24 protein-coding genes and 1 pseudogene are annotated in these 23,042 nt (G+C 58.0%); 17 read left to right on the top strand and 8 right to left on the bottom strand.

The window, feature by feature from the left end; all coding sequences use genetic code 11:
- Nucleotides 1-97 (top strand): annotated as a pseudogene (locus H8B03_RS17660) (IS5/IS1182 family transposase); the annotation flags it as partial.
- 172 nt (nucleotides 98-269) lie between these two features.
- The gene (locus H8B03_RS17665) at nucleotides 270-764 is read left to right on the top strand and encodes a hypothetical protein (RefSeq protein ID WP_193143229.1); all 495 of its coding nucleotides are present in this window, start codon (nucleotides 270-272) and stop codon (nucleotides 762-764) included.
- A 286-nt stretch (nucleotides 765-1,050) separates the two neighbouring features.
- On the opposite strand, the gene H8B03_RS17670 is transcribed toward H8B03_RS17665, so the two are convergent.
- The 3 genes from H8B03_RS17670 to H8B03_RS19035 all read right to left on the bottom strand — a co-directional run bounded on the left by H8B03_RS17670 (nucleotide 1,051) and on the right by H8B03_RS19035 (nucleotide 2,079).
- On the bottom strand, nucleotides 1,051-1,278 hold the full coding sequence (locus tag H8B03_RS17670) for a hypothetical protein (protein ID WP_193143230.1): 228 nt from the start codon (nucleotides 1,276-1,278) through the stop codon (nucleotides 1,051-1,053).
- A gap of 167 nt (nucleotides 1,279-1,445) precedes the next feature.
- On the bottom strand, nucleotides 1,446-1,703 hold the full coding sequence (locus H8B03_RS17675) for a multiprotein-bridging factor 1 family protein (RefSeq protein ID WP_193143231.1): 258 nt from the start codon (nucleotides 1,701-1,703) through the stop codon (nucleotides 1,446-1,448).
- 124 nt (nucleotides 1,704-1,827) lie between these two features.
- Nucleotides 1,828-2,079 (bottom strand): hypothetical protein, encoded by a 252-nt coding sequence (locus H8B03_RS19035; protein WP_133358606.1) that lies wholly within the window; start codon nucleotides 2,077-2,079, stop codon nucleotides 1,828-1,830.
- A gap of 210 nt (nucleotides 2,080-2,289) precedes the next feature.
- Here H8B03_RS19035 and H8B03_RS17680 point away from each other — a divergent pair, with 210 nt between their 5' ends.
- From H8B03_RS17680 to H8B03_RS17750, 15 genes are read left to right on the top strand one after another with little or no spacing between them, the layout of a single operon-like run.
- On the top strand, nucleotides 2,290-2,658 hold the full coding sequence (locus tag H8B03_RS17680; protein ID WP_193143232.1) for a hypothetical protein: 369 nt from the start codon (nucleotides 2,290-2,292) through the stop codon (nucleotides 2,656-2,658).
- Nucleotides 2,659-2,701: 43 nt separating this feature from the next.
- Nucleotides 2,702-3,316, top strand: coding sequence for a lytic transglycosylase domain-containing protein (locus H8B03_RS17685; protein WP_193143233.1), 615 nt, complete (start codon nucleotides 2,702-2,704; stop codon nucleotides 3,314-3,316).
- Entirely contained in the window at nucleotides 3,313-3,606 is a 294-nt protein-coding gene (locus tag H8B03_RS17690; protein ID WP_009503803.1) for a TrbC/VirB2 family protein, read from the top strand. Before H8B03_RS17685 ends, H8B03_RS17690 begins: the two co-directional genes overlap by 4 nt.
- A complete protein-coding gene (locus H8B03_RS17695; protein WP_009808059.1) occupies nucleotides 3,599-3,877 on the top strand; it encodes a type IV secretion system protein VirB3 in 279 nt (92 codons plus the stop codon). The genes H8B03_RS17690 and H8B03_RS17695 overlap by 8 nt, the downstream gene beginning before the upstream one ends.
- The gene (locus H8B03_RS17700; protein WP_193143234.1) at nucleotides 3,867-6,230 is read left to right on the top strand and encodes a type IV secretion system DNA-binding domain-containing protein; all 2,364 of its coding nucleotides are present in this window, start codon (nucleotides 3,867-3,869) and stop codon (nucleotides 6,228-6,230) included. Before H8B03_RS17695 ends, H8B03_RS17700 begins: the two co-directional genes overlap by 11 nt.
- Nucleotides 6,227-6,496: a hypothetical protein gene (locus tag H8B03_RS17705; RefSeq protein ID WP_193143287.1), complete on the top strand. Its 270-nt coding sequence runs from the start codon at nucleotides 6,227-6,229 to the stop codon at nucleotides 6,494-6,496. The genes H8B03_RS17700 and H8B03_RS17705 overlap by 4 nt, the downstream gene beginning before the upstream one ends.
- Nucleotides 6,486-7,640 (top strand): lytic transglycosylase domain-containing protein, encoded by a 1,155-nt coding sequence (locus H8B03_RS17710; protein WP_193143235.1) that lies wholly within the window; start codon nucleotides 6,486-6,488, stop codon nucleotides 7,638-7,640. The genes H8B03_RS17705 and H8B03_RS17710 overlap by 11 nt, the downstream gene beginning before the upstream one ends.
- Nucleotides 7,640-8,449 carry a type IV secretion system protein gene (locus H8B03_RS17715; RefSeq protein ID WP_193143236.1) on the top strand — a complete coding sequence of 270 codons (810 nt, stop codon included), beginning with the start codon at nucleotides 7,640-7,642 and terminating at the stop codon, nucleotides 8,447-8,449. Before H8B03_RS17710 ends, H8B03_RS17715 begins: the two co-directional genes overlap by 1 nt.
- 16 nt (nucleotides 8,450-8,465) lie before the next feature.
- Nucleotides 8,466-9,119: a virB8 family protein gene (locus H8B03_RS17720; protein ID WP_193143237.1), complete on the top strand. Its 654-nt coding sequence runs from the start codon at nucleotides 8,466-8,468 to the stop codon at nucleotides 9,117-9,119.
- 2 nt (nucleotides 9,120-9,121) lie between these two features.
- Nucleotides 9,122-9,817 carry a TrbG/VirB9 family P-type conjugative transfer protein gene (locus H8B03_RS17725; RefSeq protein ID WP_193143238.1) on the top strand — a complete coding sequence of 232 codons (696 nt, stop codon included), beginning with the start codon at nucleotides 9,122-9,124 and terminating at the stop codon, nucleotides 9,815-9,817.
- Entirely contained in the window at nucleotides 9,814-11,193 is a 1,380-nt protein-coding gene (locus H8B03_RS17730; protein ID WP_193143239.1) for a TrbI/VirB10 family protein, read from the top strand. The genes H8B03_RS17725 and H8B03_RS17730 overlap by 4 nt, the downstream gene beginning before the upstream one ends.
- Before the next feature lie 4 nt (nucleotides 11,194-11,197).
- Nucleotides 11,198-12,184 (top strand): ATPase, T2SS/T4P/T4SS family, encoded by a 987-nt coding sequence (locus tag H8B03_RS17735; protein WP_193143240.1) that lies wholly within the window; start codon nucleotides 11,198-11,200, stop codon nucleotides 12,182-12,184.
- Nucleotides 12,181-12,375 (top strand): DUF4177 domain-containing protein, encoded by a 195-nt coding sequence (locus tag H8B03_RS17740; protein ID WP_193143241.1) that lies wholly within the window; start codon nucleotides 12,181-12,183, stop codon nucleotides 12,373-12,375. Before H8B03_RS17735 ends, H8B03_RS17740 begins: the two co-directional genes overlap by 4 nt.
- Nucleotides 12,372-12,782, top strand: a complete 411-nt coding sequence (locus H8B03_RS17745; RefSeq protein ID WP_193143242.1) for a hypothetical protein — start codon at nucleotides 12,372-12,374, stop codon at nucleotides 12,780-12,782. Before H8B03_RS17740 ends, H8B03_RS17745 begins: the two co-directional genes overlap by 4 nt.
- Before the next feature lie 12 nt (nucleotides 12,783-12,794).
- Complete coding sequence (locus H8B03_RS17750; RefSeq protein WP_193143243.1) at nucleotides 12,795-13,871, top strand: type IV secretion system protein; 1,077 nt, start codon at nucleotides 12,795-12,797, stop codon at nucleotides 13,869-13,871.
- Between the two features lie 137 nt (nucleotides 13,872-14,008).
- Here the strand turns inward: H8B03_RS17750 and H8B03_RS17755 are convergent, their stop codons facing one another.
- The 5 genes from H8B03_RS17755 to H8B03_RS17775 form a co-directional block, all read right to left on the bottom strand.
- On the bottom strand, nucleotides 14,009-14,701 hold the full coding sequence (locus tag H8B03_RS17755) for a competence protein CoiA (RefSeq protein ID WP_193143244.1): 693 nt from the start codon (nucleotides 14,699-14,701) through the stop codon (nucleotides 14,009-14,011).
- An 11-nt stretch (nucleotides 14,702-14,712) separates the two neighbouring features.
- Nucleotides 14,713-16,920: a hypothetical protein gene (locus H8B03_RS17760; protein WP_193143245.1), complete on the bottom strand. Its 2,208-nt coding sequence runs from the start codon at nucleotides 16,918-16,920 to the stop codon at nucleotides 14,713-14,715.
- A 95-nt stretch (nucleotides 16,921-17,015) separates the two neighbouring features.
- Complete coding sequence (locus tag H8B03_RS17765) at nucleotides 17,016-19,187, bottom strand: DEAD/DEAH box helicase (RefSeq protein ID WP_193143246.1); 2,172 nt, start codon at nucleotides 19,185-19,187, stop codon at nucleotides 17,016-17,018.
- A 5-nt stretch (nucleotides 19,188-19,192) separates the two neighbouring features.
- Complete coding sequence (locus H8B03_RS17770) at nucleotides 19,193-20,500, bottom strand: ATP-binding protein (RefSeq protein WP_193143247.1); 1,308 nt, start codon at nucleotides 20,498-20,500, stop codon at nucleotides 19,193-19,195.
- Nucleotides 20,493-23,021, bottom strand: coding sequence for a TerB N-terminal domain-containing protein (locus tag H8B03_RS17775; protein WP_193143248.1), 2,529 nt, complete (start codon nucleotides 23,019-23,021; stop codon nucleotides 20,493-20,495). The genes H8B03_RS17770 and H8B03_RS17775 overlap by 8 nt, the downstream gene beginning before the upstream one ends.
- Between the last annotated feature and the right edge of the window lie 21 nt (nucleotides 23,022-23,042).

Consider the following 23,042-nt stretch of genomic DNA (forward strand, 5'->3'; position numbering starts at 1 on the left):
GAAAGACTGGCGGCGGGTCGCAACCCGCTATGACCGCTGCCCCAGAGTCTTCCTCTCGGCAATCGCCCTCGCGGCCATCGTCATCTACTGGCTTTGAAACTCAATGAGTCCAGACCCTAGATGGTGGGTTAGAATAAGGCGAGAGTCAGATGCGAGTTTTAGGCAACTATCTTAAAATGCTCGTAATTTCATAGAAATGCAGTGATATTGGATGCGGGGCATAGTTCAGACCACGTTAGTAATAAAGACAGGCGTATACAGGCAAACAGATGACATCTTCGGTGGTAGACGCGTACAATGAAGGTCTGAATGACCTTTCAGGAACCTTACCTGTGAATGGTATACAGCGGTTATTTTTAAGACACAGGCTGGGTGTTTCAACATCAAAACCCTGGGTGCTTTTACCTCTATCTGTCATCGCAGTTCGAGCAAGAACTCAAAACCCCATACAAGCCATCGCAGTCTCCTACGACATGCTTAACTCTGGTGAACAAATGGCAATGAAGTTTTTATACGATGTGCTTGAGAAGGGATCAGACTTTCTATTTAGCCTCGTTGACAGACACGACACAAACATTGACCTATTTGCAGATAGCACCGTTTTCCTGACCTATTCGAATGCAAAGCTCCGTCGCGATAGGTTGCCGCCATTGGAAACCACAATGGCAGAAGGTCAAAGCAATGCAATTTCGGCGGGCGCGGATATTGTTGCCCGGTTCGTGAGTGCTAGCCCCAATTCACCGATAAAACCAATCAAACCGTAGTGACTTGATCGAAATCCGGGGTCTTTTTGAAAAAGCCGCTTAGTCCCCTAATCTGACCGCGCATGAATATCCCAAATGTTTTCCTAACGGCTAGTTCCTCGACCTTTCCCGCAGGCGAAGTCGTATTTTTAGTGAAGGTCCGGATAGTCGTCATTTTACCGGTTCGTCTTAACTGCAGCATTCGGTGGTTTGGGCTCAGAGTCCGCATTCGCCGCGTGCGACCCCAATGTCCGGTATGCCGGCGGACGCTATCCATCACATATGAACTGGCGCCTAGCTGAGGAGCCTATCCGCCTTCGCCGCTTCCGATCCGTTTCAAACCATCGAAATCGATTTCCTGCTTCTGTTCCGCAGTGAGATCCGGCCGGATTTCCGATACCGGCTGGGGCCCGCAGACGTCCCACATCACCGCAAGCTCACTCGTACTCCAGCGATAAACCCAACCAACGATGCTGCACCCATTGGTCCCAATCAGATTGGCGATCGCGACGCCTTCAGCTTTATCATCGTCCACTGTTTACTGACTTTCTGCACTCTGGCGCTGCAACCGCGGCATCATGTTTCCAGGCCTAGCCTGCACAGCATGACGCAATTGGTGGATGTTTGCTGACTACTCTTCCTTGAAGGAGCTCACTTCACATGGGGACGTCCAATGCGGCACGCCCCAAAATTTCTTTGCTTCTAAATTCTGTGGTCGGTCTCCGTGGCGGCTTCGACGATCGCCAATATCTCGAAAGGGTCAAATCCAACGGCACGGGACAATGCGATGAGCTCAACAACGTCAATCCGACGCTCTCCGCTTTCGACACGCGCCACGAATGACTGGTGATGTCTGAGTTTGATCGCCAATTCCTTCTGGCTGAGGCCAGACTTAATCCGGGCGTCGACCAACGCCTGGCACAGAGCCTCCTGTCCTTTGCTTCTGATTGTTTTCGCCACGCGTCACATACCTTTTGTGACGTCGCTAGCGGATGAAATCTGTTATCTAAAAAGTAGATATTTGAAGGTGTTATCGGCGTCTGGTTTCCACGGGCTGCTAGTCTGATGTTCCCGAGGCTGCCCATCAATCCCCTACCAATTGCAGAAATCGGCCATAGTCCTCGCTGACTTCCCGCGCTTCTTCGAACGCGCGAGCACGTTCACTGTCGAGGCAACGGAAATAGCTCTGGATATCCTGGATGTAATTTTCGAAGTCGCTGCGAATGATAGCCGCATAGTCCCGCGCGGCCTGCGAATCGCTTGGCAGGAAGGGACGAGGTGGAGCGAAGCAGGATTCCGCCAAAACCGGCCCGGGAACGCAGATCAGAAGGGCCAGAGCTTGCAAAGGGAGCAGGCATATCAACCTCGGGTTTCTCAAACCTGTTATCTCCTTGATCGCGGGCACTGGCCGAGACTAGTGTTTGCGTGACCAAACTACAGCCAAAGCATGATATTACATCTTGCGGTTGATAATATACTATCGTAACTCTGGGCTTCAAGTGGGAATGCCTAGGGTCGCGCCATTGGAGAAAGCGTGAGCCGGGCCATGAACTGGGACATCGAAGCACCAAATGTGGTTACGGAAGCACGTTTCCGCGAACTCGTGGAAAGCGGCTATAGCGCAGAAATCCTGTGTCAGGAATCGGCACACAAGAAAGGCCCCAGTTATTACGGGGTCTGGATCATGCGCGTTGTCTCTGATGATGGGGTGGAAAAGCTCCTCGTCACCGCCCGTACACGGACGACCTATAACGACATCAAGATCCGCGAGTTCAAGACGATCTCCGGCGTGGTGTCATTCTTCATTGGTCTTGGTTTTGCGCATGTCGACCTGCCGCTTGAGGCGGGGACAAGCCGTACGCACAAACTTGCGCCGTCAGAAAAAGCCTCATCAGACAAGGGCGCTGACACCTAGCCTTGTCTGTCTCTGGCTGGTCGCCGCGCCAGCCTCAGCGCAAATGGTCCTGGTCATGGAGAGCGACGGCTCTCTGACCCCATCCCGGTCTCAGAACAGTTTTGCCCGGAACTACAATGACGGCATTGGTCAGGGTTCGGCCTACGATGGGATCGCTATCTTCGGCGAGTTAGAGGCCGAGCAAGAGGGCGTCCAAGTTGCGGCCCTTGCCCGCCCGATTCCCCTGCCCCACGCAGATGTCCTCTCCGGGATTCAGACCACGGCTTTGCGCTATGCCGGCCATCCCGGCCTGCGTCGCGCGGGGCTTTCCGTGACGGATTGGCTGGCTCTCTATCGGGCCAATATCGAGGTTGAGAGCGCCTACAGGCAGGATGCGATTTCAAGTGCAGGTGCCATTGGCCTTGGCCAGTTGATGCCCGCCACTGCCCGTGATCTCGGCGTTGACCCACGCGACCCGCTGCAGAACCTCGACGGGGCCGCCCGCTACCTCGCGATGATGTTGGACACGTTCGGCGATCCACGCCTTGCCCTTGCAGCCTACAACGCCGGACCCGATGCGGTCCGCCAGTACGGCGGCATTCCCCCCTACCGAGAAACCCAGAACCACGTGGCCCGCGTCATGGCTGTCGTGGCCCGATTGGAAGGATCAAATTCATGAAACAGATTTCAAACCTCTTTGTCGCCTCGCTGGCGCTATTCCTGCTGATTGCCGAACCCGCCCTCGCCCAGAGCATTGATCTCTCCCCGATCCAGAGCCTGTTACAGGGCATCGTCGATGCGCTGACCGGCCCGCTTGGAGTCGTCATCGCGACGCTTGCCGTTCTCGGGGTCTTTCTCAGCTGGTTCTTCAATATCATCGACCTGCGACAAGCACTCTGGGTGCTTGTCGGCATCGCCGGTGTTGCGGCAGCCCCCACGATCGTTGCCGCGGTCTTTGCCGGTGGCTGAGCGCTCGCCCCTCTTTCTCGGCCTCGTGCGCCCGCCCAAGCTCCTGGGCCTGCCCATCATGTACGCGATGGTCTGGCTCTTCGGTTCGGTGCTCTTGTTCGTCTGGGTCCAGCATATCGCGGTGCTGGCTGTCGCGGCCCTGCTCTACCCGGTGCTTTGGAAGGCCGCAGACTGGGATCCGCGCTTCATCGACGTGATGATGACGGCGCTGCAGGAAACCCCGCCCACGCGGAACCGCAGCATTCACGGCGGGGACAGCTATGCCCCGTGATGCTGCGCTCGATCCCCGCACGATGACACCGGAGTGGTATGCGCGCGAGACCCGCCTCGCGCATATGCTTCCTTACGTCAGCCTGGTCGATGACCGCACCGTGCGGACACGGGTCAACGAACTTTTCCAGTGCATCCGGCTGGACGGGGTCAACAGCTACACGACGGATGATGCCTATCTCGACAAGGTGACCGCGCTCTTTGCCCGGATCATCGCGCAACTGGGACCGGAGTTCAGCTACTACGTCCATAAGGTCTCGAAGGCGATCGTGCCGGAACTGGAACCCGTGCGCGAGGACAGTTTCGCTGGAGAAGTCGACCGACGCTGGCGCACGAAACTCGAGACCAGCGGGCTGCGCGACAAGACGCTGACCCTCACGGTCATCCATCGCCCGCCCCCGAAAAGCATCCTGCCGTCCCTGAACCGAAGCGCACCGGACCGGCTGAAAGAGGCCACCGAGAGGCGTCTGCGTCGTCTGGGCGAGGCCGTGAACGTGTTCCTGTCTGGCCTGACGGAGCTGAACCCACGTGTGCTTTCGGCCAAGTCCGGCGGGTTGATCGGCTTTCTGGGGGCCCTCAACACCGGCCAGGAATTGCCGCTCTATCCTGCGGGCACCTACGGCTTCCTTTCTTTCAACGTCGCCAATACCCGCGTGACGTTCCAGGGCGATCACTTCGAGCTCTCCGAAGGCGTCGTGGGACATCGCTTTGGAAAGAGCTTCACCATCGGGGAATACTCCGAGGCCACCTCCTGCACGATGTTCGACATGCTGAACCTGCCGGTCGACATGATAGTCACCCATTCCTTCACACCGATCAATTCGAACCTCATGGCGGGTCGGATCAAGCGGCAAAAGCGCCAGATGCAAGCCAGCCAGGATGCGGCCCTGTCGCTCATGGAAGCGCTCGACATCGCCGCCGACGATCTCGAGGCCAAGCGCCAGAGCTTCGGCGAGCACCACATGGTCGTGACGATCTTCTGCGATACGATCGATGAGCTGCAAACGCTCAGCGCCGAGATCGTGAACGCCGCCGCGACCGAGGGCGTGAAGATGATCGGCGAGCGAGTCGCGGCAAAAGCCCATTATCTGAGCCAGCATCCCGGCAACCAACCCAAGCGCGTGCGTGCCAGTGCGATCACCAATCGCAACTTCGCGGATTTCGCGGCGTTTCATCGGACACAGCTTGGGAAACCTGCGCAGAAAACCCCGTGGGGGAAGGTCATTACCTATCTGCCCACGCCCGAACAGAGCGCTTACCGGTTTTCCTATCACGAACAAGGTAGCCCGGACAAAGAACCCACCAGCGGGCATACGCTGATCATGGGACGACCCGGGTCAGGCAAATCGGTCCTCTCGGCATTCCTCATGACGCAAGCCCGTCGAGCAGGGGCGCGGATCTTCGTCTTCGACTACCGTCTCGGTATGGAGATGGCGGTCCGCGCCAATGGCGGGCGCTACGCGTCTTTGAAAGCTGGGCAACCCACCGGCCTCAATCCTCTTTGGACCGAGACCGATGCGCGCGGCACCGCCTGGCTGTCGGATTGGCTTGCCACCCTGCTCTACCGCGCCGACAAGCCCCTAACGCCGGCACAGACCAACCGCATCCAGGAAGTCGTGCGCCAGAACGCGCAGGCCACGAACCCTGCCTTGCGCAACTGGCGGGATTTCGCATCGCTGTTTGTCTCCACCGATGATGGCGGCGATCTGCATCAGCGCCTTCTCGAATGGACCGAAGAGGGCCGCTACGGCTGGATCTTCGGGCAGACGCTGGAAGACACCTTCTCTCTCGAAGGCGATGTTGTGGGTTTCGATCTCACCGGCATTCTCGACAGTGAGGCGGAAAAGGAACGCATGGCCGTCCTCTCCTATCTCTTCCGCCGGGTCGAGCGCGAGATCGAGGACCGCCGCCCCACGATCATCGTGATCGACGAGGCCTGGAAAGCTCTCGACAACGCCTATTTCGCCGAGCGGCTGTCGAACTGGCTGGTGACCGCACGCAAGCAAAACACCGTTGCGGTGATGATGACTCAATACGCCAGCCAATTGGAACGCACCCGAACCGGCAAGACCATTGTCGAGGCGGTACCAACGCAAATCCTGCTCCCGAACATCCGCGCCCATGCCGCCGACTACGCGATGCTCAATCTCTATGAGAAGGAACTCGACGTGCTTCTCAACACCGGCAGCGACAGCCGCCTCGCCCTCATCCGTGACGACCAGGGCTCCATCGTGGTCGATGCAGATCTGAGCGCCCTCGGGCCCAATCTCACCATTCTCGGCGGCATGGAGAAGGGCGAGGCGCTCGTCGGCGCCGATTACCGCGACCGCCCGGACTTCTGGAGACTTTCATGACACGCATATGGCGTTTTGAGAATACACCCAAGAAACCTGCATCGTTTTTCGCGTTCGAGCGAAGCGAGAGGCAGCGAACAAACGATTCAAGAAAATCTCGAAACGCCAAATTGTTGTTTCTCGCCGCGCTTGGCGCTTTGGCCTCCTGCGCCCAGTATCAGGAACCGCAGGCCAATTGCTTCACCTTCCTCGCTTCGACGGCCCCCATCGCGCCTGATTGCAGCTTCACGCCGATCGGCGCACCGGAGCGCGACATTGAAGTCTAGCCTGCCCCATATCTTGGCCCTTTGCCTGCTGCCCGGTCTCGCATCTTCCCAAGGTGTGCCAACCAACGACAGCGGGCTGACCGCGCGTGACATCGTCGAGACAGGCGATCGCGAGGCTGACTTGGCCGTTCAGGCGGACAAGCTTGCCGTGCGCGAACTCATTGCCGAGATCGAACGGGAGCAGCTGGAAACCCTGCAACGCATCCTCGATGCCCAGACCAGCTTTGGTGGTCAGGGCCTGCCGGCCATGGTCTCCCGGCTGGAAAGTGGCAGCGGCAATCCGGCGCGGTCCGGCGAGGCGGTCTATGGCAATGCCGAAATCGATCCCAACCCCGGCGGCGCACAGATGTTCGGGGACGCCTCAGAGAGTATCGAGCAGCTCATCATCCGCGTCGCACAAGAAACCAGTGAGTTTGCGGGCGTAGGGCGCGCCGGTCTCTCCCCGGTTCAATGGCGCGCACTCCTCCAAGCGCTTATCTGGCAGGAAAGCCGCTTCACGATTGGCGCACGCTCACCGGTCGGGGCCTTTGGCCTTACCCAGATCATGCCCGGCACGGCCAGCGATCTCGGCATCAACCCGGAATACTATGACAGCCCCTACCTTCAGGTGCATGGCGGCGCGCGGTACCTGGCGGCCCAGCTCAACACCTTCGACGGCAATATCATCAACGCCCTCGCGGCCTACAACGCCGGACCGGGCCGTGTGTTCGAATATGGTGGGGTGCCGCCTTTTGCAGAAACCCAGCACTACGTTCAGGTCATCCCCGAACGCTACAATCTCTATCTCAGCCGCATCGGCGGGATCGAAGCGTTCGGCACGATCGATCCGGCGCTTCTCGCCAATGCGAACCTCTCGATCACCGGACACGGTGCGGCATTCTATGGCAACAACTCGCCCGCCGCGATCCGGCAGGCCGCCTTGCGTATTGCGGATATCGTCGAACGGATTTCCGAGACCGAAGACGTGCAGGAAAGCGTCGCGCTCAACACCTATGCGCGCGCCGAACTCGTGCGCCTCGTCGCCGCCCGCATCCGGCTACAGGCGGCGCGAACCCGCGTCCTTTCCGCCGAGGAGCTGGCACAGGCCAGCGCCCGCATGGCCGAGGGTGCGTTCATGGAATTCACGATCAGGGAGATTGATTGATGGGACATTTGCTCATGAGAACGGCTTTGGCCGCGACGCTCGGGATTGGCCTGCATCTCGGCACCGTCACCCCTGCTGCGGCGCAGGGCGTGCCTGTCGTCGATACCCAGAACATCGCACAAAACATCCAGCAGCTCCGGCAGATGATCGAGGACGAGATCCTGCAAAACGAGCAGCTGACGCAGCTCCGCGAACAGCTTGCCACACTCACGGAACAACTCGCGGAGCTGCAAAGAACCTATGAAGCCCTCACCCGTCTCGCAGAACTCCCTGAAATCATCCGCACCGAGATGGAGGATGAGTTGAACGGCCTGCTCGATCAGGAGTTCGGCGACATCCTCGCCACCATCGAAGCGATCAAGACGGGTGACTTCTCTGGCCTTTCCGGCTCTGGGGCGGGCGAGATCGAAACCCAGATGGACCGGGTCCTGGCCGATCTCGGCTTTGACGATGACACGCTCTCCGAGATGGCCACGAGCGGCAATCCCGGGGCCAACCGCGTGGCAACACAAGCCACAACCGGTGCGCTCGTCTCGGCGGCGGCCCAGAACAGCTACGAGGATGCCGGCCAGTCGCTGGAACGCGTCGACCGCCTCGTCGGGTTGATCGATGACATGGACGAGCTCAAGGAAAGCATCGATCTCAACACGCGCGTGACGGCGGAACTGGCGATCGCGCTCGTCGCCATGTGGCAGCTCGAAGCCGTGCAGACCGTGGGCGACGGCACCGGCGGTGTAATCGACGCCGCCACCATCGCCGAGGAACAGCGCTTCATGGACTTCACGCTGCCGGACCTGCGCGCAGACTAATTCAGGAGTGTGTCGCGTGGCGAGTGAACAGGAAATCATCGAAGAAGAGCTGGTCTATGGTGCCCTGCGCCGCGAACGGCTCTGGCAGCGCCTTGGGCTGATCGGCCTCATCTTCGGCATTCTCGGATGCCTGAGCGCGGCGGCTGTCGCGATCCTCGATGTCGACCCACCCCCCGTCGTTGTCCCCTATGATCCCGCCACCGGCTTTGCCCTGCCCGAGGCTTCGGTGGGCGCGACGTCGGTCACAACCAACCAGGCGATCATCGAGGCGGAGGTGTTTCGCTATGTGACCGACCGCGAGGTCTATAACCAGCTCGACAATGATTTGCGCATCCGCAGCGTCTTGCGCCGCTCGGATGGTGCTGCCGAGAGCGGGCTGCGCCAGATCTGGAACAGCGCCAATGAGAGTTACCCGCCGACAGTCTACGGCCCGAACGCCCGGCTCGACGTGGAAATCCTCAGCATCAATCGGATCGGCACAAACCGCGCCACGGTCCGCCTGCGCAAGCGCCTGACGTCCATCAACGGCGTTCAGACCGGGCTTTTCACCGCCACGCTCCTCTTCGAGTTCCGCCCCGAGACCCGCCGCTCCATCGATGAGGTCTGGACCAACCCTTTCGGCTTCACCGTCCTCGAATATTCCATCCGCTCCGACAGATTGGAGAATTGAATTTGTTCCCAGTTCGACTGTTCTTATTGCTGATTGCCCTATTGCCAGGCCTCGCCCTTGCCGAAGCAATCCCGCGCGGCGGTCCCAACGATAATCGCGTGCGCTTGGCCACCTACCAGGAGGGTCAGGTCTACCGTCTCAACGTCTCGCTTACCCATGTCACCACCGTCGAGTTTGGCGAGGGCGAAAGCATCCGCTCGATCATCGCGGGCGACACGGAAGGTTTTGAGATCGACGGCGTGCCGGGTGGGCAGGCCTTCGCGATCAAGCCTGTCGCGCGCGGTGTCCATACCAATGTGACCGTCTATACCAACCGCCGCAGCTACTATTTCAACGTCCAAGAGACCCGCAGCCCGACCTTCTACGTGGTGCAGTTCCGCTATCCAGACGACGCTGCGCGCCCGACCCGGGCCATCGCCGCCCAAGCGCCGAGCTACAACTACGGCGCCAGCGCGCGGACCGAGTTCACGCCAACGCGCATCTGGGATGACGGGACGTTCACGTATTTCGAATTCCCGCAGAACGCGCCGGTGCCCGCGATCTTCCGTTACGCCAATGGCCGAGAACGGACGGTCAACACCCAAGCGACCGAAGACGGCGTGATCCGGGTCTCCGGGGTGAACGGGCAATGGGTTCTACGGATCGGTGACGAGGTGGTTTGCATTGAGGCCACACCACCTACGGGGGTAGGATCATGAGCGACACCGGAAACGCGGACCTCGAGAAACGCCTCGCTGCCCTCGAACAAGGCAAGGGCGCAGGTTCGCCCTCTGCCCCGCGACGCTCGCCGCTGCTCGCATTGGTCGTCGTCCTCGTGATCGGCGCGGGCGGTGCATTGCTCTATCTCCTGTCCCAACCCGAAGTGGAGGAGGCCCTGCCCACGGCCACTCCGGACGTGTTCCAGAACGAGGGCGACGGCTTTGGCGCCATCGAAACTCTCCCCCCACCGGAGCCCGAAGTCGTTCTGGTCGCACCGGAACCGGCAGAACCGAATGCCGAGCTTCTGGCGCAGCTCGCAGCCCTTCAGGCCCAGATCGAGGAATTGCGCAACGCGCCCGAACCGGTGGTCGAGGAAGACACTGCTGCTGCAGAAGCCATCGATGCGCTGACAGCCCAGATCGCGGCGCTGCAAGCGGCATCAGAAGCCGCGCAGCAGCAGTTTCGCGATGAGCTCACGGCGCGCGACCGCGAGCTGGAGCAACTCCGCATGGACCTCGAACTTGCGCAACTCGAAGCAAATCGCCCTGCCCCCGCGCCGTTAGGTCCATCTGAGGACGAGTTGCGGGCGCGGGAAGAAGAGCGCCTGCGCCGCGAGGAGGAAGCCAGGCGGCTCGCCGAACTTGAACGCCGCGCGGCTGAGGAACGCGCATTTCAGGAACGGCGCATTGCCTCCCCCACCATCGCCTTTGGCGGCACGTCCGGCGCGAATGAGACGGCGCTGACCGAGCGCACCTTTGGCGAAGTGACGGATTTCGTTCTGAACGGCGCGCTGCCCATGTCGGTCACGCAAGCCGAGGTCATCGCCAACCCGTCCAACACAATCATCCAGGGCACAATGATCCAGGCCATCATGGAAACGGCCCTCGACAGTTCCCTGCCCGGCCAGACCCGGGCTGTTGTCTCTGAGGATGTCTACAGCTTCGATGGCTCCCGTCTCCTGATCCCGCGTGGGTCCCGTCTCATCGGGCGCTATCGCTCTGGCGTCGATATCGCGCAGCGTCGGGTCACCATCGCCTGGGACCGGGTCATTCTGCCCAACAATCAGACGATCCAGATCAGCTCCTTCGGGGGCGATGCACTGGGCCGTTCAGGCGTGACGGGCTTTGTCGATACCCGTTTCGGTGAACGCTTCGGCTCGGCAGCGCTGATTTCGCTGATCTCCGCCGCGCCAAGCGCCGCCGCTGCAAATGTGCAGGATGAGACCACAGCGGGTGTGCTCGAAGACGTGGGTGATGATCTTGCCGATGCCACGGACAGTGTGATTGGCGACTATCTCTCCATCGGCCCCGTTATCTATGTCGACCAGGGCGCCCGCGTCACGGTGATGGTCGATCGCGATCTAGAGATCTTCTGAGCCCATGTCGCTGAGCTATCTCCAGACCTCGCTCGATCGGATCGACGCCGCCGCCCGCGACGATGTCATTGAGGTCTGTATCAACCCCGATGGCAGCTGCTGGGGAGAATTCCAGGGCGATCACTTCATGCGAAAGCTGGTCCAGAAGCTAACCGCAACGGAAGTGAAGGACCTCGGCAACCAGATCGCCTCCTCCGCCAACACCACGATGAGCAAGGACCGCCCGATCGTCTCGGTCTCGATCACCTACAAAGGGCGACCGATCCGGGCTCAAGTCATCACCCCACCTGCCGTGCTCTCGGCGATGTCGATCAGCCTGCGTTTTTTCTCGAGCCTGCCGCTCGACGGGATCGCGCTTGATTTTCTATATGGCAAGGAGCGCAGACTCGAAGAACTCCGTCTCGAGAAAACCCGGGAACTGCGCGAGGTGGTGGCTGCGGGCGTGATCGATGACGCGCTGGCCTTTTGCGCCGAGAACAAGCTCAACATGATCGTCTCCGGTGGCACCTCCACCGGAAAGACTGTCGCTGCGCGGAAGATCCTCTCCCACGTGCCTGCCGAAGAACGGATCGTCACTATAGAGGAAGCCGCCGAGCTTCTGCCGACCCAGCCGAATGCCGTAACGCTGATTGCCAACCGCGACGCGGAGTTCCAGACCGCCGATGTGCTGCTCACCGCTACCCTGCGCATGCGCCCCGACCGGATCATCCTGGGCGAGGTGCGCGGCAAGGAAGCGATGACTTTCCTCGAGGCGATCAATACCGGCCATGGCGGGTCTATGACCACGCTACACGCCGAGACCCCGCGACTCGCCGTGCAGCGTCTCGCAATCGCGGCGCTCAAGACCGAGATCCCGATGACCTACGCCGACATGATCCAGTACATCGAGAACTCTATCGACGTGATCATCCAGGCCGGTCGCCACGAAGGCAGACGCGGCATCACCGAATTCTACCTCCCCGGCGCCAATGAGATCGGAGCTTCCCAATGAAGACCTTTGAATACGATATCCTGTCCTTTCCCATGACCCGTAAGACCAGCCTCTCCGACATGCAGGCCAGCCTGAACGAGAAGGGCGCAGACGGGTGGGAGGTGGTGTCGATCAGCACTTCGGAATTCGCCAATATCGGGCACACCGTTTTCCTGAAGCGCGAAACCACACCCGCTGGAGCCACGACATGAGGCAGGTGCAGCACCTCGCCTTGGCCGCGCTGGCCCTAAGCCTGACGCCTAGCTTCGCCGTTGCCGAGCGCAATCTCGTGCCAACCCTCGATCGCAGTTTCGACGTCTGTCCGGACCGGCCCGCCGAGCCCGTCTGGATGCAGGAGATGCCCCTGCGCCAAGCCTATCAGCGGGTTCTGGTTCAGGACATCTATCGCGCCCAGAATCTCGAGCGGGTCGTCGAGATCGGCAACTGCGACTGCGCGACCCGGTTCCCCTCTTGGGACGCGGCCGAGGGGGTGTTTCGTGAGCGCCACGCCAGTGACGAACGCTGGGAGATGTTGGAAGCTTCCGACTCCTACAACCGGCGCGCCAACGACGTTCGCCTTGCCGCCAAAGCCATCTGCGAAGCCGCCGGCAATTGGTAAGGCAACCCCGTTATGAGCGTCGTCACCTATTTCGTTGAAACCTCCCAGGGCTATCTCGACACCGCCGCAGAAACCCAGTTCGGGTCGGTCGCGGCAACGGTCGGCACGCTTCTCATCCTGGGAACAACGCTCGTGGTGATCCTCGTCTTCCTGAACATGATCTACCAATACAAGGCGATGGACGGCCGCACGGCCTTCTGGCTCGCGGTCAAGATCGGACTGATCGGGATATTCGCGACCAACTGGGTGCAGTTCAACGCGCTTTCCACCGCTATCCTGGCGGGCATCGACAGCATCGCAGGCTCGTTGGTTGCTTCGGTTGGTGGTGGAACTCCCGGCCCCTCTGGAACTTTCGCCGAAGAGTTTGACCGGCTGATCGCGGAACTAGGGGAATATCTCAACGTCGCCGGATCAGAGCTGAACTGGATGGCAGGTGCCATGCTCGACATTGTTGGGGTGCTGTTACTTTCGATCCTCGGCGGGCTGGCCGCCTTCATACTCGTGGCATCCCGCCTGATGATCGCACTTCTGATCGGGATCGCGCCGGTGATGATATTCTTGACCCTATTCGAAGTGACCAAGGATTACTTCGCGCGATGGCTTTCGGCACTGGTTTCCTTTGCGCTCTACCCCATCGTTGTCGCCGGCGTATTCGCAACGATCACCGGGGTATCATCAGCCCTGATCGGCGAACTCGGCGATCCGGAAGGCGCTTCCAACATTGGCGCGCTCATCCCCTTCTTCATGATGGTGCTCATGGCCAAGGGCTTCATCATCGCAACGCCCTTCATCGTCCGCGCGATCTCCGGCAACATCATGATGCCCGCCCTCTCCGGTGGTCTAGGTGGTGGTTACAACTTCGCCCGTGCCGCCATGGGCAGCCAGCAGGCCTACAACCGCTATCTGATCGGCGGTGCCAGTGGCGCCGAATACGCAGCCCTCAGGGCGCGGCAGTTTTTTGGTGTGCAGCAGATGCCAGTGCGGCAAGGCATGGGACAGACAGGTCAGGCAAGCGGCACTGGGTCACCGGGGGCCGGGTCTCAAATGCTGGCGCAACTGGCTAGGCTTGGAAGGTTGGGGCGACGATGACGGGCTAATGAGAACAACCCTCCAAAAACCGCAAAGGTACTGCTGGTGATCTTCTACGGGCGGTTTTCATATCCAAAGCGTTGATTTTAGTAGACCAGGATAGCCGCCAAAAACGACTGTTTGCGACCTGAAGTTTATTAGAATCTTCTACGCCCTCGATAGCCACGCTGGGTGGGTTCTGCGAACTGAACCACTGGTAGCGGCCTCCCTTCACTAATCAACCTAGCGAACTCCACCTTTGGGAAGTCGAAGAGATAACGGCTTCTGCCTTGTGCGGCTGTCAGCAAGCATAGATTTTCGCCGCCAAAGTCAAATCCGACGATCTTGCCCAATGATCCCCATTCTTTGAGAAGCCGTGTTTCCTCGCAATAAACGGTGTAGATATCAACGCCGTTGAACCGTTCCGGATAGTTTTCTGACAGCATCCGTTCATATTGGATCAGATCAGTTGGGCGGCGGGTTCCATCGATAATCCAAATCACTTGACCGTAGAAATCTGTGCGCTTTCTTACCTCAGCCGACTTGATAGCAGAGTGCTGGAACTCGATCACAAGGCCATAGGGTGTTTTGATATCCGCAATATGAAGCTCGCCAGTTTCATCGCGAGCTAGCACCTCTTGCCAGTCGGTAAGAAACCGGTTCTTCCAGTCGCGATGCCACTCGGTTTCGTTTTCCCACCAATGATCACAATGACGGCGGCCTTTGTGCGCCCAATGCCAGGCCTTCTTGGTCCCGCATCGAGCTAGCATGGCGGCATCGCAGCCTGGGCAGTTGCCCAAGGCACCAGGCATCGCCTCAACTCGTTGACCATTCAAAAGTGCAAAACGCATTCCGACGACGCCTAGTTCAAATCTGACTTTACGTTCTGGTACAACGTCACCAATTCTGCCATGCCCATGTCTAAGATTGGCTCATACATAAAGGAATTGAGATGTATATTCGCTGGCGTGATCAGATTAACGCGGCGTAGAAGGCCTATTTTTTCGGCTTCATTATTGAACAAATCTTTGAATTTTTGAAAAATCTTCCCCGTCTGTTTATTCGAAACATCGAATTCTTCCTGCGCAGAACGGATCTTCGCGACCATGTATCGCTCGGCTCGCATTCTGATCGCGATTGACAGAGCGATCTTGTGCTCAAGATTGATGCCATCGGCAACTTTCTCACACTCATCGGCCGTGGCGAAAAGATGCTCAATAATTGGCTGCGTCAGATCAACATCAGGGAAAGTACACCCGCTCAAATGGCGTTCGAATACGGCCTTGTAGTCCTCGATGGTGAGGTCTTCAGTTTCATCTTTGAAGTGGAGCATCCTGGTAAGCTGAAGGTAGTCAGCATTAGGATTCCCATCGGCATCTTTTGGGCCAAGCGTGTACTCGATCAAATTACGTAAGAACGGGATATAGGCAATTAGAACGGACGGTTCCGCCAACCTGGCCTGCCACTTACGAAACGGACTCTGGATGTCCGTCCGCTCGAATGGCTCAAACTTGATCCCATCATCAGATCGAAACGCCAGCCGACACTGATGTGCTGGACAGATATCTCTGCTTGAAACTGTTCGAAGGAAATCAAAGTTGTGAGTCAGGACGATGGCAAGGAAATTGGTGTCTTCGACCTTGGTTACATCCTCCAAGAAGTCGATGATCGCGAACTTGTTCTTGTAGTCAAACGAGTCAGAAATGTCGTCAAAGACAAAGAGGGTCTTGGTGCGGTTCTTCCATCGCACGAATACCTCATACATAATATCAAGTATGTACAGCGCGCGGCTTTCACCTGTGCTTAGTGCTCGGAGCAGCTCTTGCTTTTCGGATGAAGCATAACGCCTCTCTTCACCTGCATCTTTGATGATAAAAGCAATCGAAGGAGCACTTCCTTTGAGGATCGCATCGGCCTTGTTCTCAACGGAAAGTTCAAATGGCAGGTAGAGAAAGCGACGATTGAAATCTGCCACTACAGCATCCCAATCACCTCTGCTGCTGTCCGCGTCTGCGATGATTTCAGCGAGAGCACTTTGACCAGTTCGATACTCGGATACCAGCGCTTTGTACTCATCAAGTGCAGCCCGAAGATATTGCATCCAAAGGTCACGTTTCAGGCCTTCCGGTTCGTTTAGCATAGGCAGAAGGTGTTTATTATCTGTGATATAGTCTCGGAAAGCCTGCAGCTCCTTATTTTTGAGCTTTGAATTGAATGTGTCGAATTTCTTCGCCACCGCCTCATCGTTCAAGACGCGAAGCTTCTCCTCTTCGATGCGCTCGCGAAGAGATTGGTCCGAGGAAACCTCTTCCTTCTGATCCGTGTTTTCATCCGCCAAGCTGATGCTGTGTCCAGCGTTAAAAAAGTTGTTCGCTTCGAGCTGCTGCTGAACCTGGGCGACATTATGATACCGAAAATCCCTTCGAAGGATTGGCGATTGTTCGGTTATCTCGTCATACTTTTGCGCAAAGTCCTCGACCGCAGCCGCCACATCTTCGCTGGCAAGGAATTGCTGAACTTTTGGATCGTACAGGATTCTGTAGTCGGCTTTGCCGAGGTCCGATTGATGAAGTTCGTCGAGCTCGTCCTCAATCGCAGAAAGTGCCTCATAATAGCTGCCGCCAAACACATCCTCGATAATCGGGTCTAAGTTCTCCCGTGATCTTTCTCCAAACCCCGCAGCGTTCCTGAGAGCTTTGTCCAAAGCCTTTTTTGCTTCGCCAATCGACTGATGGATTCTTTCGTACTTCGTTCTGAGTTCGGCGTTCGCAAGAAGAGTGGACACCTGACTTGAAGAGAATTTGTCATCGTAGGATTTAACGACGAAAATTTCCTCTTTCTTAATGGCTTCGCCATTCAGGGTGATCTCACAAGTAGGTTCGCGATCCGGGAAGTGCAGGTCCTTCGGCGAATTGCCTTCCGATAGGTCCATCATTGTCTTCGCAAACGATGTTTTCATAACACCGTTCGGAGCGTAGATCGCGTAGCCTTTGTGCTTAAACTCCAGCTCTACCTCAAGTTTTCCAATTCCATAACAATATCTTAAATTTATGTTCAGCTTATCGGCCACGACATTCTCCAAATGATCTCTGCGCCCCCAAAGGTCATTGCATTTGGCACTAGCGGTTCAGAGCATGCAAGGAAACAACCTCTGCTTCCCATCGCTCATGCCTGAATGATCCTTTCAACCAACGTTGGAAGAATTTGAGGAACAAGCTTCGAACTGGCTGCATCCAACTCCAAGAGCGGCTTCGACAGGTACGGATGAAACTTCTCCGACATGAAGTTCCCTGCTCCCGCGAACAGATCGACAGGTTCGCCAGATCGAATATGCGTTAGTACTGTTTGAAGATCGGGGGTTTCGTCCCCTGCCTCCACCAGCAGGAACCCGTCATGCTGCTCGACTGAAAACCCCTCACTTCTCAGTGCTAGCGCGAGGGTTGATGTCTTCACCGTACCGACCCGCGTCGCAATGACTGATGTATGCTCGCCGATAGTGTGTATGTTATTGGCCCTAAACCCCAGCTGTTCATAGTGAGCACGCGCTTCCTCGAGCATCATCAAAGAGACTGTATCCATGTGAGCTGGGCTAGAATCCCCCTCGAGCACGGCGAACATTCGGTCGATCACTTTGTCATGAATGTCCCCCGCATCGCCGCCGAAGACCGGAGGCACACCAGCCTTCGCGGGTTTGACGACGATGACCTTTTCACGATCATGGATTTCTTGAACCACCCAACGCCGCCCAGAAAAAATCAGCAGCATCCCGGGAGCAAGTACATTGTTGATTGGCAGGGTTCCAAGATCCCGCCCCTCTGCAACCAAACGGAATTCCTCAGGTGTCTGGAACACCGCGTAGAAGCTGTAATGCTCAACCAGCTTCTCGCCTGATGGACCCAAAAGCAACAGCCCGCTGCCGGCCTGTTCGATCAAGCCGGTTTCTGGGTGGCCGATTGCACGCAACGCATCTGCGAAGACTTCGGTTGTGACATTCCGAAAGGGTCCTTCGCGGCAGAGCACCTTGTAGACCACGCTTGCAGACGCGCCGCCGCGCTGCGCTATGACTGACAGTATCTGATGGACGAGCGTCGAGAGATGAAGCGCCTGAGGTTTTGGAGGTTCGCACCAGCCTTCCAGCAGCAGGTCTATCATCGCGATGGACCTGATCAGGCCGAGGCGAAGACGATCCACGAAACTGCTCTCCGGCGTCAACTTGGCTTCGACAGCGTACTGCCTGAGAATGGCCGGCTGTCCTTCACGGCGGCCTGATCGGCCAAGCCGTTGTCGCAAGGCCGCTACGCTGAATGGCGCACCGATTTGAGCCACGCAGGTCACGTCACCGATGTCGATTCCAAGCTCGAGCGTCGACGTGCAAACGGCGGTCGTCGGTTTCGCAGGGTCCTTCAAGCGCCGCTCAACGAAGTCACGGTGTTCTCGGGAGAGGCTCGCGTGGTGGGGATAGAATTCCTGTGGCAGGTGCTCCCGTTCGCAAAGCTCCCGTAGCCGATCTGCGTAAATCTCGACCCGTTGGCGCGCTCCGGCGAAGACCAGGTTGTCGCTACCTCGAAGGTGTTTGAAGAGATGGGCTGCAATTGCGTCCGATGCTGACGGGCTGTTTTCATTTTCATCGCCGGAAAGGTAACCGCGAAGCTGAAGCTTCAATTCAGCCTCGCCGCCATCTGCTTCGATCAGCTGGACAGCGTTTGCGGCGTCAGGGCGAAGATAGGCCTTGGCGAGGTCCATGTCGCCCAGAGTCGCTGACAGACCTACCCGACGTATTGGGCGCTTTATCGCGAGCTCGAGCCTCGTGAGCAGTGAACGAAGCTGGACACCGCGTTCGCTATCAAGAACCGTGTGCAGCTCGTCGATCACGACCGCCCGCGTGGCCCCAAACAGGCGTGCAATTTCCAAACCGCGGCGAATGAAAAGTGCCTCAAGGGACTCCGGGGTTATCAGCAGGATCCCTTTTGGAGATTTTAACGCGCGCGTCTTGATCGATTGCGAGACATCCCCGTGCCAAGGAACAACGGGAAGCTCCGCTTCCTGGCAGATGCCATCCAGCCGCATGGCCTGGTCCGTGATCAAGGCTTTCAGCGGACCGATGTAGAGCAGGTCGAAGCCGGTGCCGCCCGACGGCTCGTCAAGCACCTGTGAAATCAACGGCAGGAACGCCGCCTCGGTTTTTCCGCCCGCCGTGGACGCCGCAACGATCAAATCGGCGTTGGTCTCGCAGATCGTCCGGATGGATCGCGCCTGGATATCGCGAAGTTCGCGCCATCCTTGCTGGCGTATCCATTTCTGCACAGGTCTCGCCAGTTTGTCGAACGCACTGCTCATAGGCGTCAGAGCTTGAAGCTGATCAGATCATCGTCACCGGGGTCTTGGGCACCAGTCGACTCGTCTACCTCGGTCATGTCTTCGCCGAGGTCTTCGGAGACTTCGATCTTTTCGATCAGATCGCTCCACTCGACACCGGGGTTTTGCTCGAGCACGGAAAGCAGGTTCACGAAGGCCGTCACCGTATTGCGCGGGGTGCGGAAGTAAGCTTCACCGATCCGGTCCGAGCAATGCGCCATGAATGCCTCGAGTGCGGCGTCCGGCAGAGCCCTGGCATCGTCCTGCATGATCCGCCGGACATTGGCCAGAAGTACGAAAAGGTCTTCAGGGGTCAGGCTGGCGAGCCGGACAACCGGTCCTGAAAGGTCGACCAATCCGTCTCGCGCGAAGGTATTTTCGGCCAAACGCGACTGAAGGGCTTCGTAGCTATAGAGTCCACGACGGGTGTTCATCAGAAACTCCGGGGTCCCGCCCATGAGAAATCCGAGGTTCTCGGCACTGCCTTGCAGCACATCGTTCAGTATCCGGAGGATCTGCTCGTAGTTTGCATTGCGCGCCTGCGACGAGGTGAGCTTGTAGAGGTTCACCATCTCGTCGAGACCGACGAGCAAGCCTTTGTAACCGGCCTCGCACACAAATGCCGACATCAGCTTCAGATGGTCATAGACACTGGCGTCGTCGATGATCGTTCGCACACCAAGCGCCTTGCGCGCGTCGGTGCGTGTCGCGAACTCGCCGCGCAGCCATCTCAGGGCTGCGGATTTTAACTCGTCGTCGCCGGTCTCATGGCCTTCCCAATATCGACGGATGACTTCGGCGAACTCAAACCCTCCGGTAAGTTCTTCAAAGTGGCCAAGGCGTTCACGAATGACGGTCCCCGTGGGCAAATCCCGTTCTTCAGCATCTCGGTGAGCCTGGCTGACAAACCGTTCCACCACGCTGGCCAATGCCCCGCCATCGGGCTTTGTCCGCGTCGAGAGGTTTCGGGCCATCTCCGCATACAGCCCCCGAGCTTGTCCGCCGGTCGCGTGAATGCGGCGATCCGGCGCCAGATCCGCGAACATCACGACTAGGCCTTTCTCCAAGGCGACGAGGCGGATCAGGTTCATGAAGAACGTCTTGCCCGATCCGTATTCCCCGATGATGAACCTGATTGCCGATCCGCCATCGGATATCCGGTCCATGTCCTTAACGAGCTCTTCAATCTCCCGGACGCGGCCGACCTGGATATGGCGCAAACCTAGCTTGGGCACGACCCCGGCCCGAAGCGCCTGTACGATTGCATCGCGTTCACGTGGTTTCAACTTAGACATCCCTGCCCTCCGCACTCATCTTTTCTTTTACCGCCTCCGCAATCTCCGGAGACACGTCATATCCATCATACTCGTCGAGAAGCGCTTCATCGTAGGTCTCAAAAGCCCATTCATTCACAACTTCCAGTGCCCCGGACGCCATCAAGCCATGCGAGGCGCAGATCGTCTCGAACTCTGTGTCAGACCAATGCTCCCGAGTAACTAGTTCGAGGACAAGGGCGCCGTGTTTCGGGTCAAGCCCCGCCAGCTGGCTTTGGCTGGCGGGCCCAGACGCACCACTTTCTTCCTCTTCGACATCGAAAATCCGACCGAGGACGGACGACACGCGCTCAGTGTCCGAACGGATTGCTGCGATCCGCGACGCGTCGAGTTTGGGTCCGCTGGCTTTTTCAAGATCGGGTATCGCTTCGCCCGGGCGACCCGGTTGCGAGGCACGAACAGTGCGAGGACCATCCGCGACTTCGCCAGCATGCAGATCCGAGTAGGCAAGCTCAGGATCGAGGCCCAAAGCCTTGTAGATTTTCTCGATGCTTGCGACTTCGTCGGAGTGAATAATGCCATCGGCATGTGCTGCACCAACCAGTGCTGCCCGCATAGCGGCCTGGCTGTCTTGGCCCACTTCCTTCAATTTGCGCCGCAGAAGCGTCATGTCCGGCGGCACGGCCAGGAACCATTCAAGGTTTGCACGCAGCCTGCGGCGTTCCTGATCGCTAAGGGTCGCGGCAGAAACTTGATCTACCAGCGCCCTACGTTCCGGCTCCGCGATGCGACCATCCGCATGGGCGACGAACGACCCAAGTGCCAATTCGATCAAGGCGCTTCGATAGCTGTCGGAAACTTCCTCCAGTCTTTCGATCGGTTCGCCCAGGCTAAACAGCACAACAGGCTCCTCCGCATTGGGCGACCGGAGCGCAAACCGAGGATCGGGCGCCAGACCGAAACCGAGGCGCGCGAGCGCGTCGGCCGCTCCTGTCATTTGCCGTTTCCCGATCTTCTCGTTCGTTTCTCCCTCCAGCCGTCCGATCACCTCCTCAAGCGGCACCAATCCCCCCCGATCGACGATATCGATTGCCCATGATTTCAAGCGGTCCATTTCCTCTGATGGGAAAGCATCCCAAAGTTCAGAGGGCAGCAAGGCATGCGCTTCCACACTTCCGCGACCGTCAGGGTTTCGGCCCAGGAAGCGACTGAGCTTGTCGAGGTCGTTCATCACCTCGTCAGCCAACTCTTGGGCAATCTCGACCGGTTTGCGCAGGCCGGAAATATCGGGGACCGGCTTGCCGTCGACGGTTGGGTTGGCGGACCCCTGAAACTCGCTGGAGGCGGCCCGATAGGATGCAGTGAGTGATTTCCGTGGTTTTGTCACTTTGAGTCCATCAGGAAAACGCCGATCAAACCGCATACGGAACAGCGCGACGAACTCGTCACGGCACCGCGTCGCGGGAGTTCTCAGATTTGTTTCCGGATGGCAGATGAACCAACTCAGCAACCAGTCAGCTGTCAGGTTCTCGCCTTTGTCGATACGAGCTCCGATTGCGTATTTGAGTGAGAACGGAAGTTCCCAGCCCTGCTTCTCGAAAATCGGCTCGATAGCGTCGAGGTCGGTTTCGGCGAGCATCGCGATGTCGAGGAACTCACCCAAATACCGCCTGACGGAATGGTTATCAGGGTAAAGTGACTGCAGCCGTCGAACTTCCTGGACGATATCCTTTGCATCTTCGTTCGACTGATCGACGAAGAAGCGACGCTCCAGCCCGTAGAAGTACAAGAACATGTAGCCGGGGTTATAGGAAGCGTCGCTTCGCCCACTTGCCAACCACTCCAAATAGGTTGCCCGACACTGGGGTGAGATATCCGAGTATCCGGGCCAATACGGCATGCTATCGCCAGCCTTGTCCCTGCCCGAGCGCGCGACCGACAGGGACGGATCGATATAGGCTCGGCATTTGTCACGATACCCGTAGGAGTTCAGCAAGGGAGGCGTGCCAACATAGACCATCCCGCCGATGTTGAGACCGGAGACGCTAGCCGTTTCGCTAGAAGGGACCCACCCGCTTTTCTTTGTTCGGGACGACCAGCTCGATGCAACTCGCCCAGATTGTTTTCTTTCAGCGGCTGCCGCAAGAGCTGGCGCCGCAGACTTTCCAGCGCGAACGATCTCAGCGTAGTCCTGCTTCGGTGGGGAATAGGCTTGCGTCGCAACCGATGCCGTGGAAACAATGGCTTCGCGAGTTCGTTCGCGTTCACGCTCGACACGATTTTCATACGCATTTGGAGACGCTACCAGCGCTAAATTCGGTTTTGTTGTTTCCGAACTCTTTGCGCCGCCATTTGTAGCGGCAATTTTTCTAGATCGCCGCCTTTCTTGCCACCAAACCAAAAAGACGGGCGCTCCCAATGCAAAAAGAACTTGGCTGCCGTCCGACCAAGACTGCAATCCAAGGGTAACAATTACCAAAGCAGCAAAGAAATAAATCGCTAAAAAAAATGTAACGCGAAAAACCTTCCATACAAAACTCATCAATAAAATCTCCAAACTGGC

This window comes from Meridianimarinicoccus sp. MJW13, from assembly GCF_014901205.1.
Taxonomy (GTDB): Bacteria; Pseudomonadota; Alphaproteobacteria; order Rhodobacterales; family Rhodobacteraceae; genus Meridianimarinicoccus.

Coding starts and splice junctions, on each gene's coding strand:
- H8B03_RS17665 (WP_193143229.1), top strand. CDS start 270: ATGACATCTTCGGTGGTAGACGCGTACAATGAAGGTCTGAATGACCTT.
- H8B03_RS17680 (WP_193143232.1), top strand. CDS start 2,290: ATGAACTGGGACATCGAAGCACCAAATGTGGTTACGGAAGCACGTTTC.
- H8B03_RS17685 (WP_193143233.1), top strand. CDS start 2,702: ATGGTCCTGGTCATGGAGAGCGACGGCTCTCTGACCCCATCCCGGTCT.
- H8B03_RS17690 (WP_009503803.1), top strand. CDS start 3,313: ATGAAACAGATTTCAAACCTCTTTGTCGCCTCGCTGGCGCTATTCCTG.
- H8B03_RS17700 (WP_193143234.1), top strand. CDS start 3,867: ATGCCCCGTGATGCTGCGCTCGATCCCCGCACGATGACACCGGAGTGG.
- H8B03_RS17705 (WP_193143287.1), top strand. CDS start 6,227: ATGACACGCATATGGCGTTTTGAGAATACACCCAAGAAACCTGCATCG.
- H8B03_RS17715 (WP_193143236.1), top strand. CDS start 7,640: ATGGGACATTTGCTCATGAGAACGGCTTTGGCCGCGACGCTCGGGATT.
- H8B03_RS17730 (WP_193143239.1), top strand. CDS start 9,814: ATGAGCGACACCGGAAACGCGGACCTCGAGAAACGCCTCGCTGCCCTC.
- H8B03_RS17735 (WP_193143240.1), top strand. CDS start 11,198: ATGTCGCTGAGCTATCTCCAGACCTCGCTCGATCGGATCGACGCCGCC.
- H8B03_RS17740 (WP_193143241.1), top strand. CDS start 12,181: ATGAAGACCTTTGAATACGATATCCTGTCCTTTCCCATGACCCGTAAG.
- H8B03_RS17745 (WP_193143242.1), top strand. CDS start 12,372: ATGAGGCAGGTGCAGCACCTCGCCTTGGCCGCGCTGGCCCTAAGCCTG.
- H8B03_RS17750 (WP_193143243.1), top strand. CDS start 12,795: ATGAGCGTCGTCACCTATTTCGTTGAAACCTCCCAGGGCTATCTCGAC.
- H8B03_RS17755 (WP_193143244.1), bottom strand. CDS start 14,701: ATGCGTTTTGCACTTTTGAATGGTCAACGAGTTGAGGCGATGCCTGGT.
- H8B03_RS17765 (WP_193143246.1), bottom strand. CDS start 19,187: ATGAGCAGTGCGTTCGACAAACTGGCGAGACCTGTGCAGAAATGGATA.
- H8B03_RS17770 (WP_193143247.1), bottom strand. CDS start 20,500: ATGTCTAAGTTGAAACCACGTGAACGCGATGCAATCGTACAGGCGCTT.
- H8B03_RS17775 (WP_193143248.1), bottom strand. CDS start 23,021: ATGAGTTTTGTATGGAAGGTTTTTCGCGTTACATTTTTTTTAGCGATT.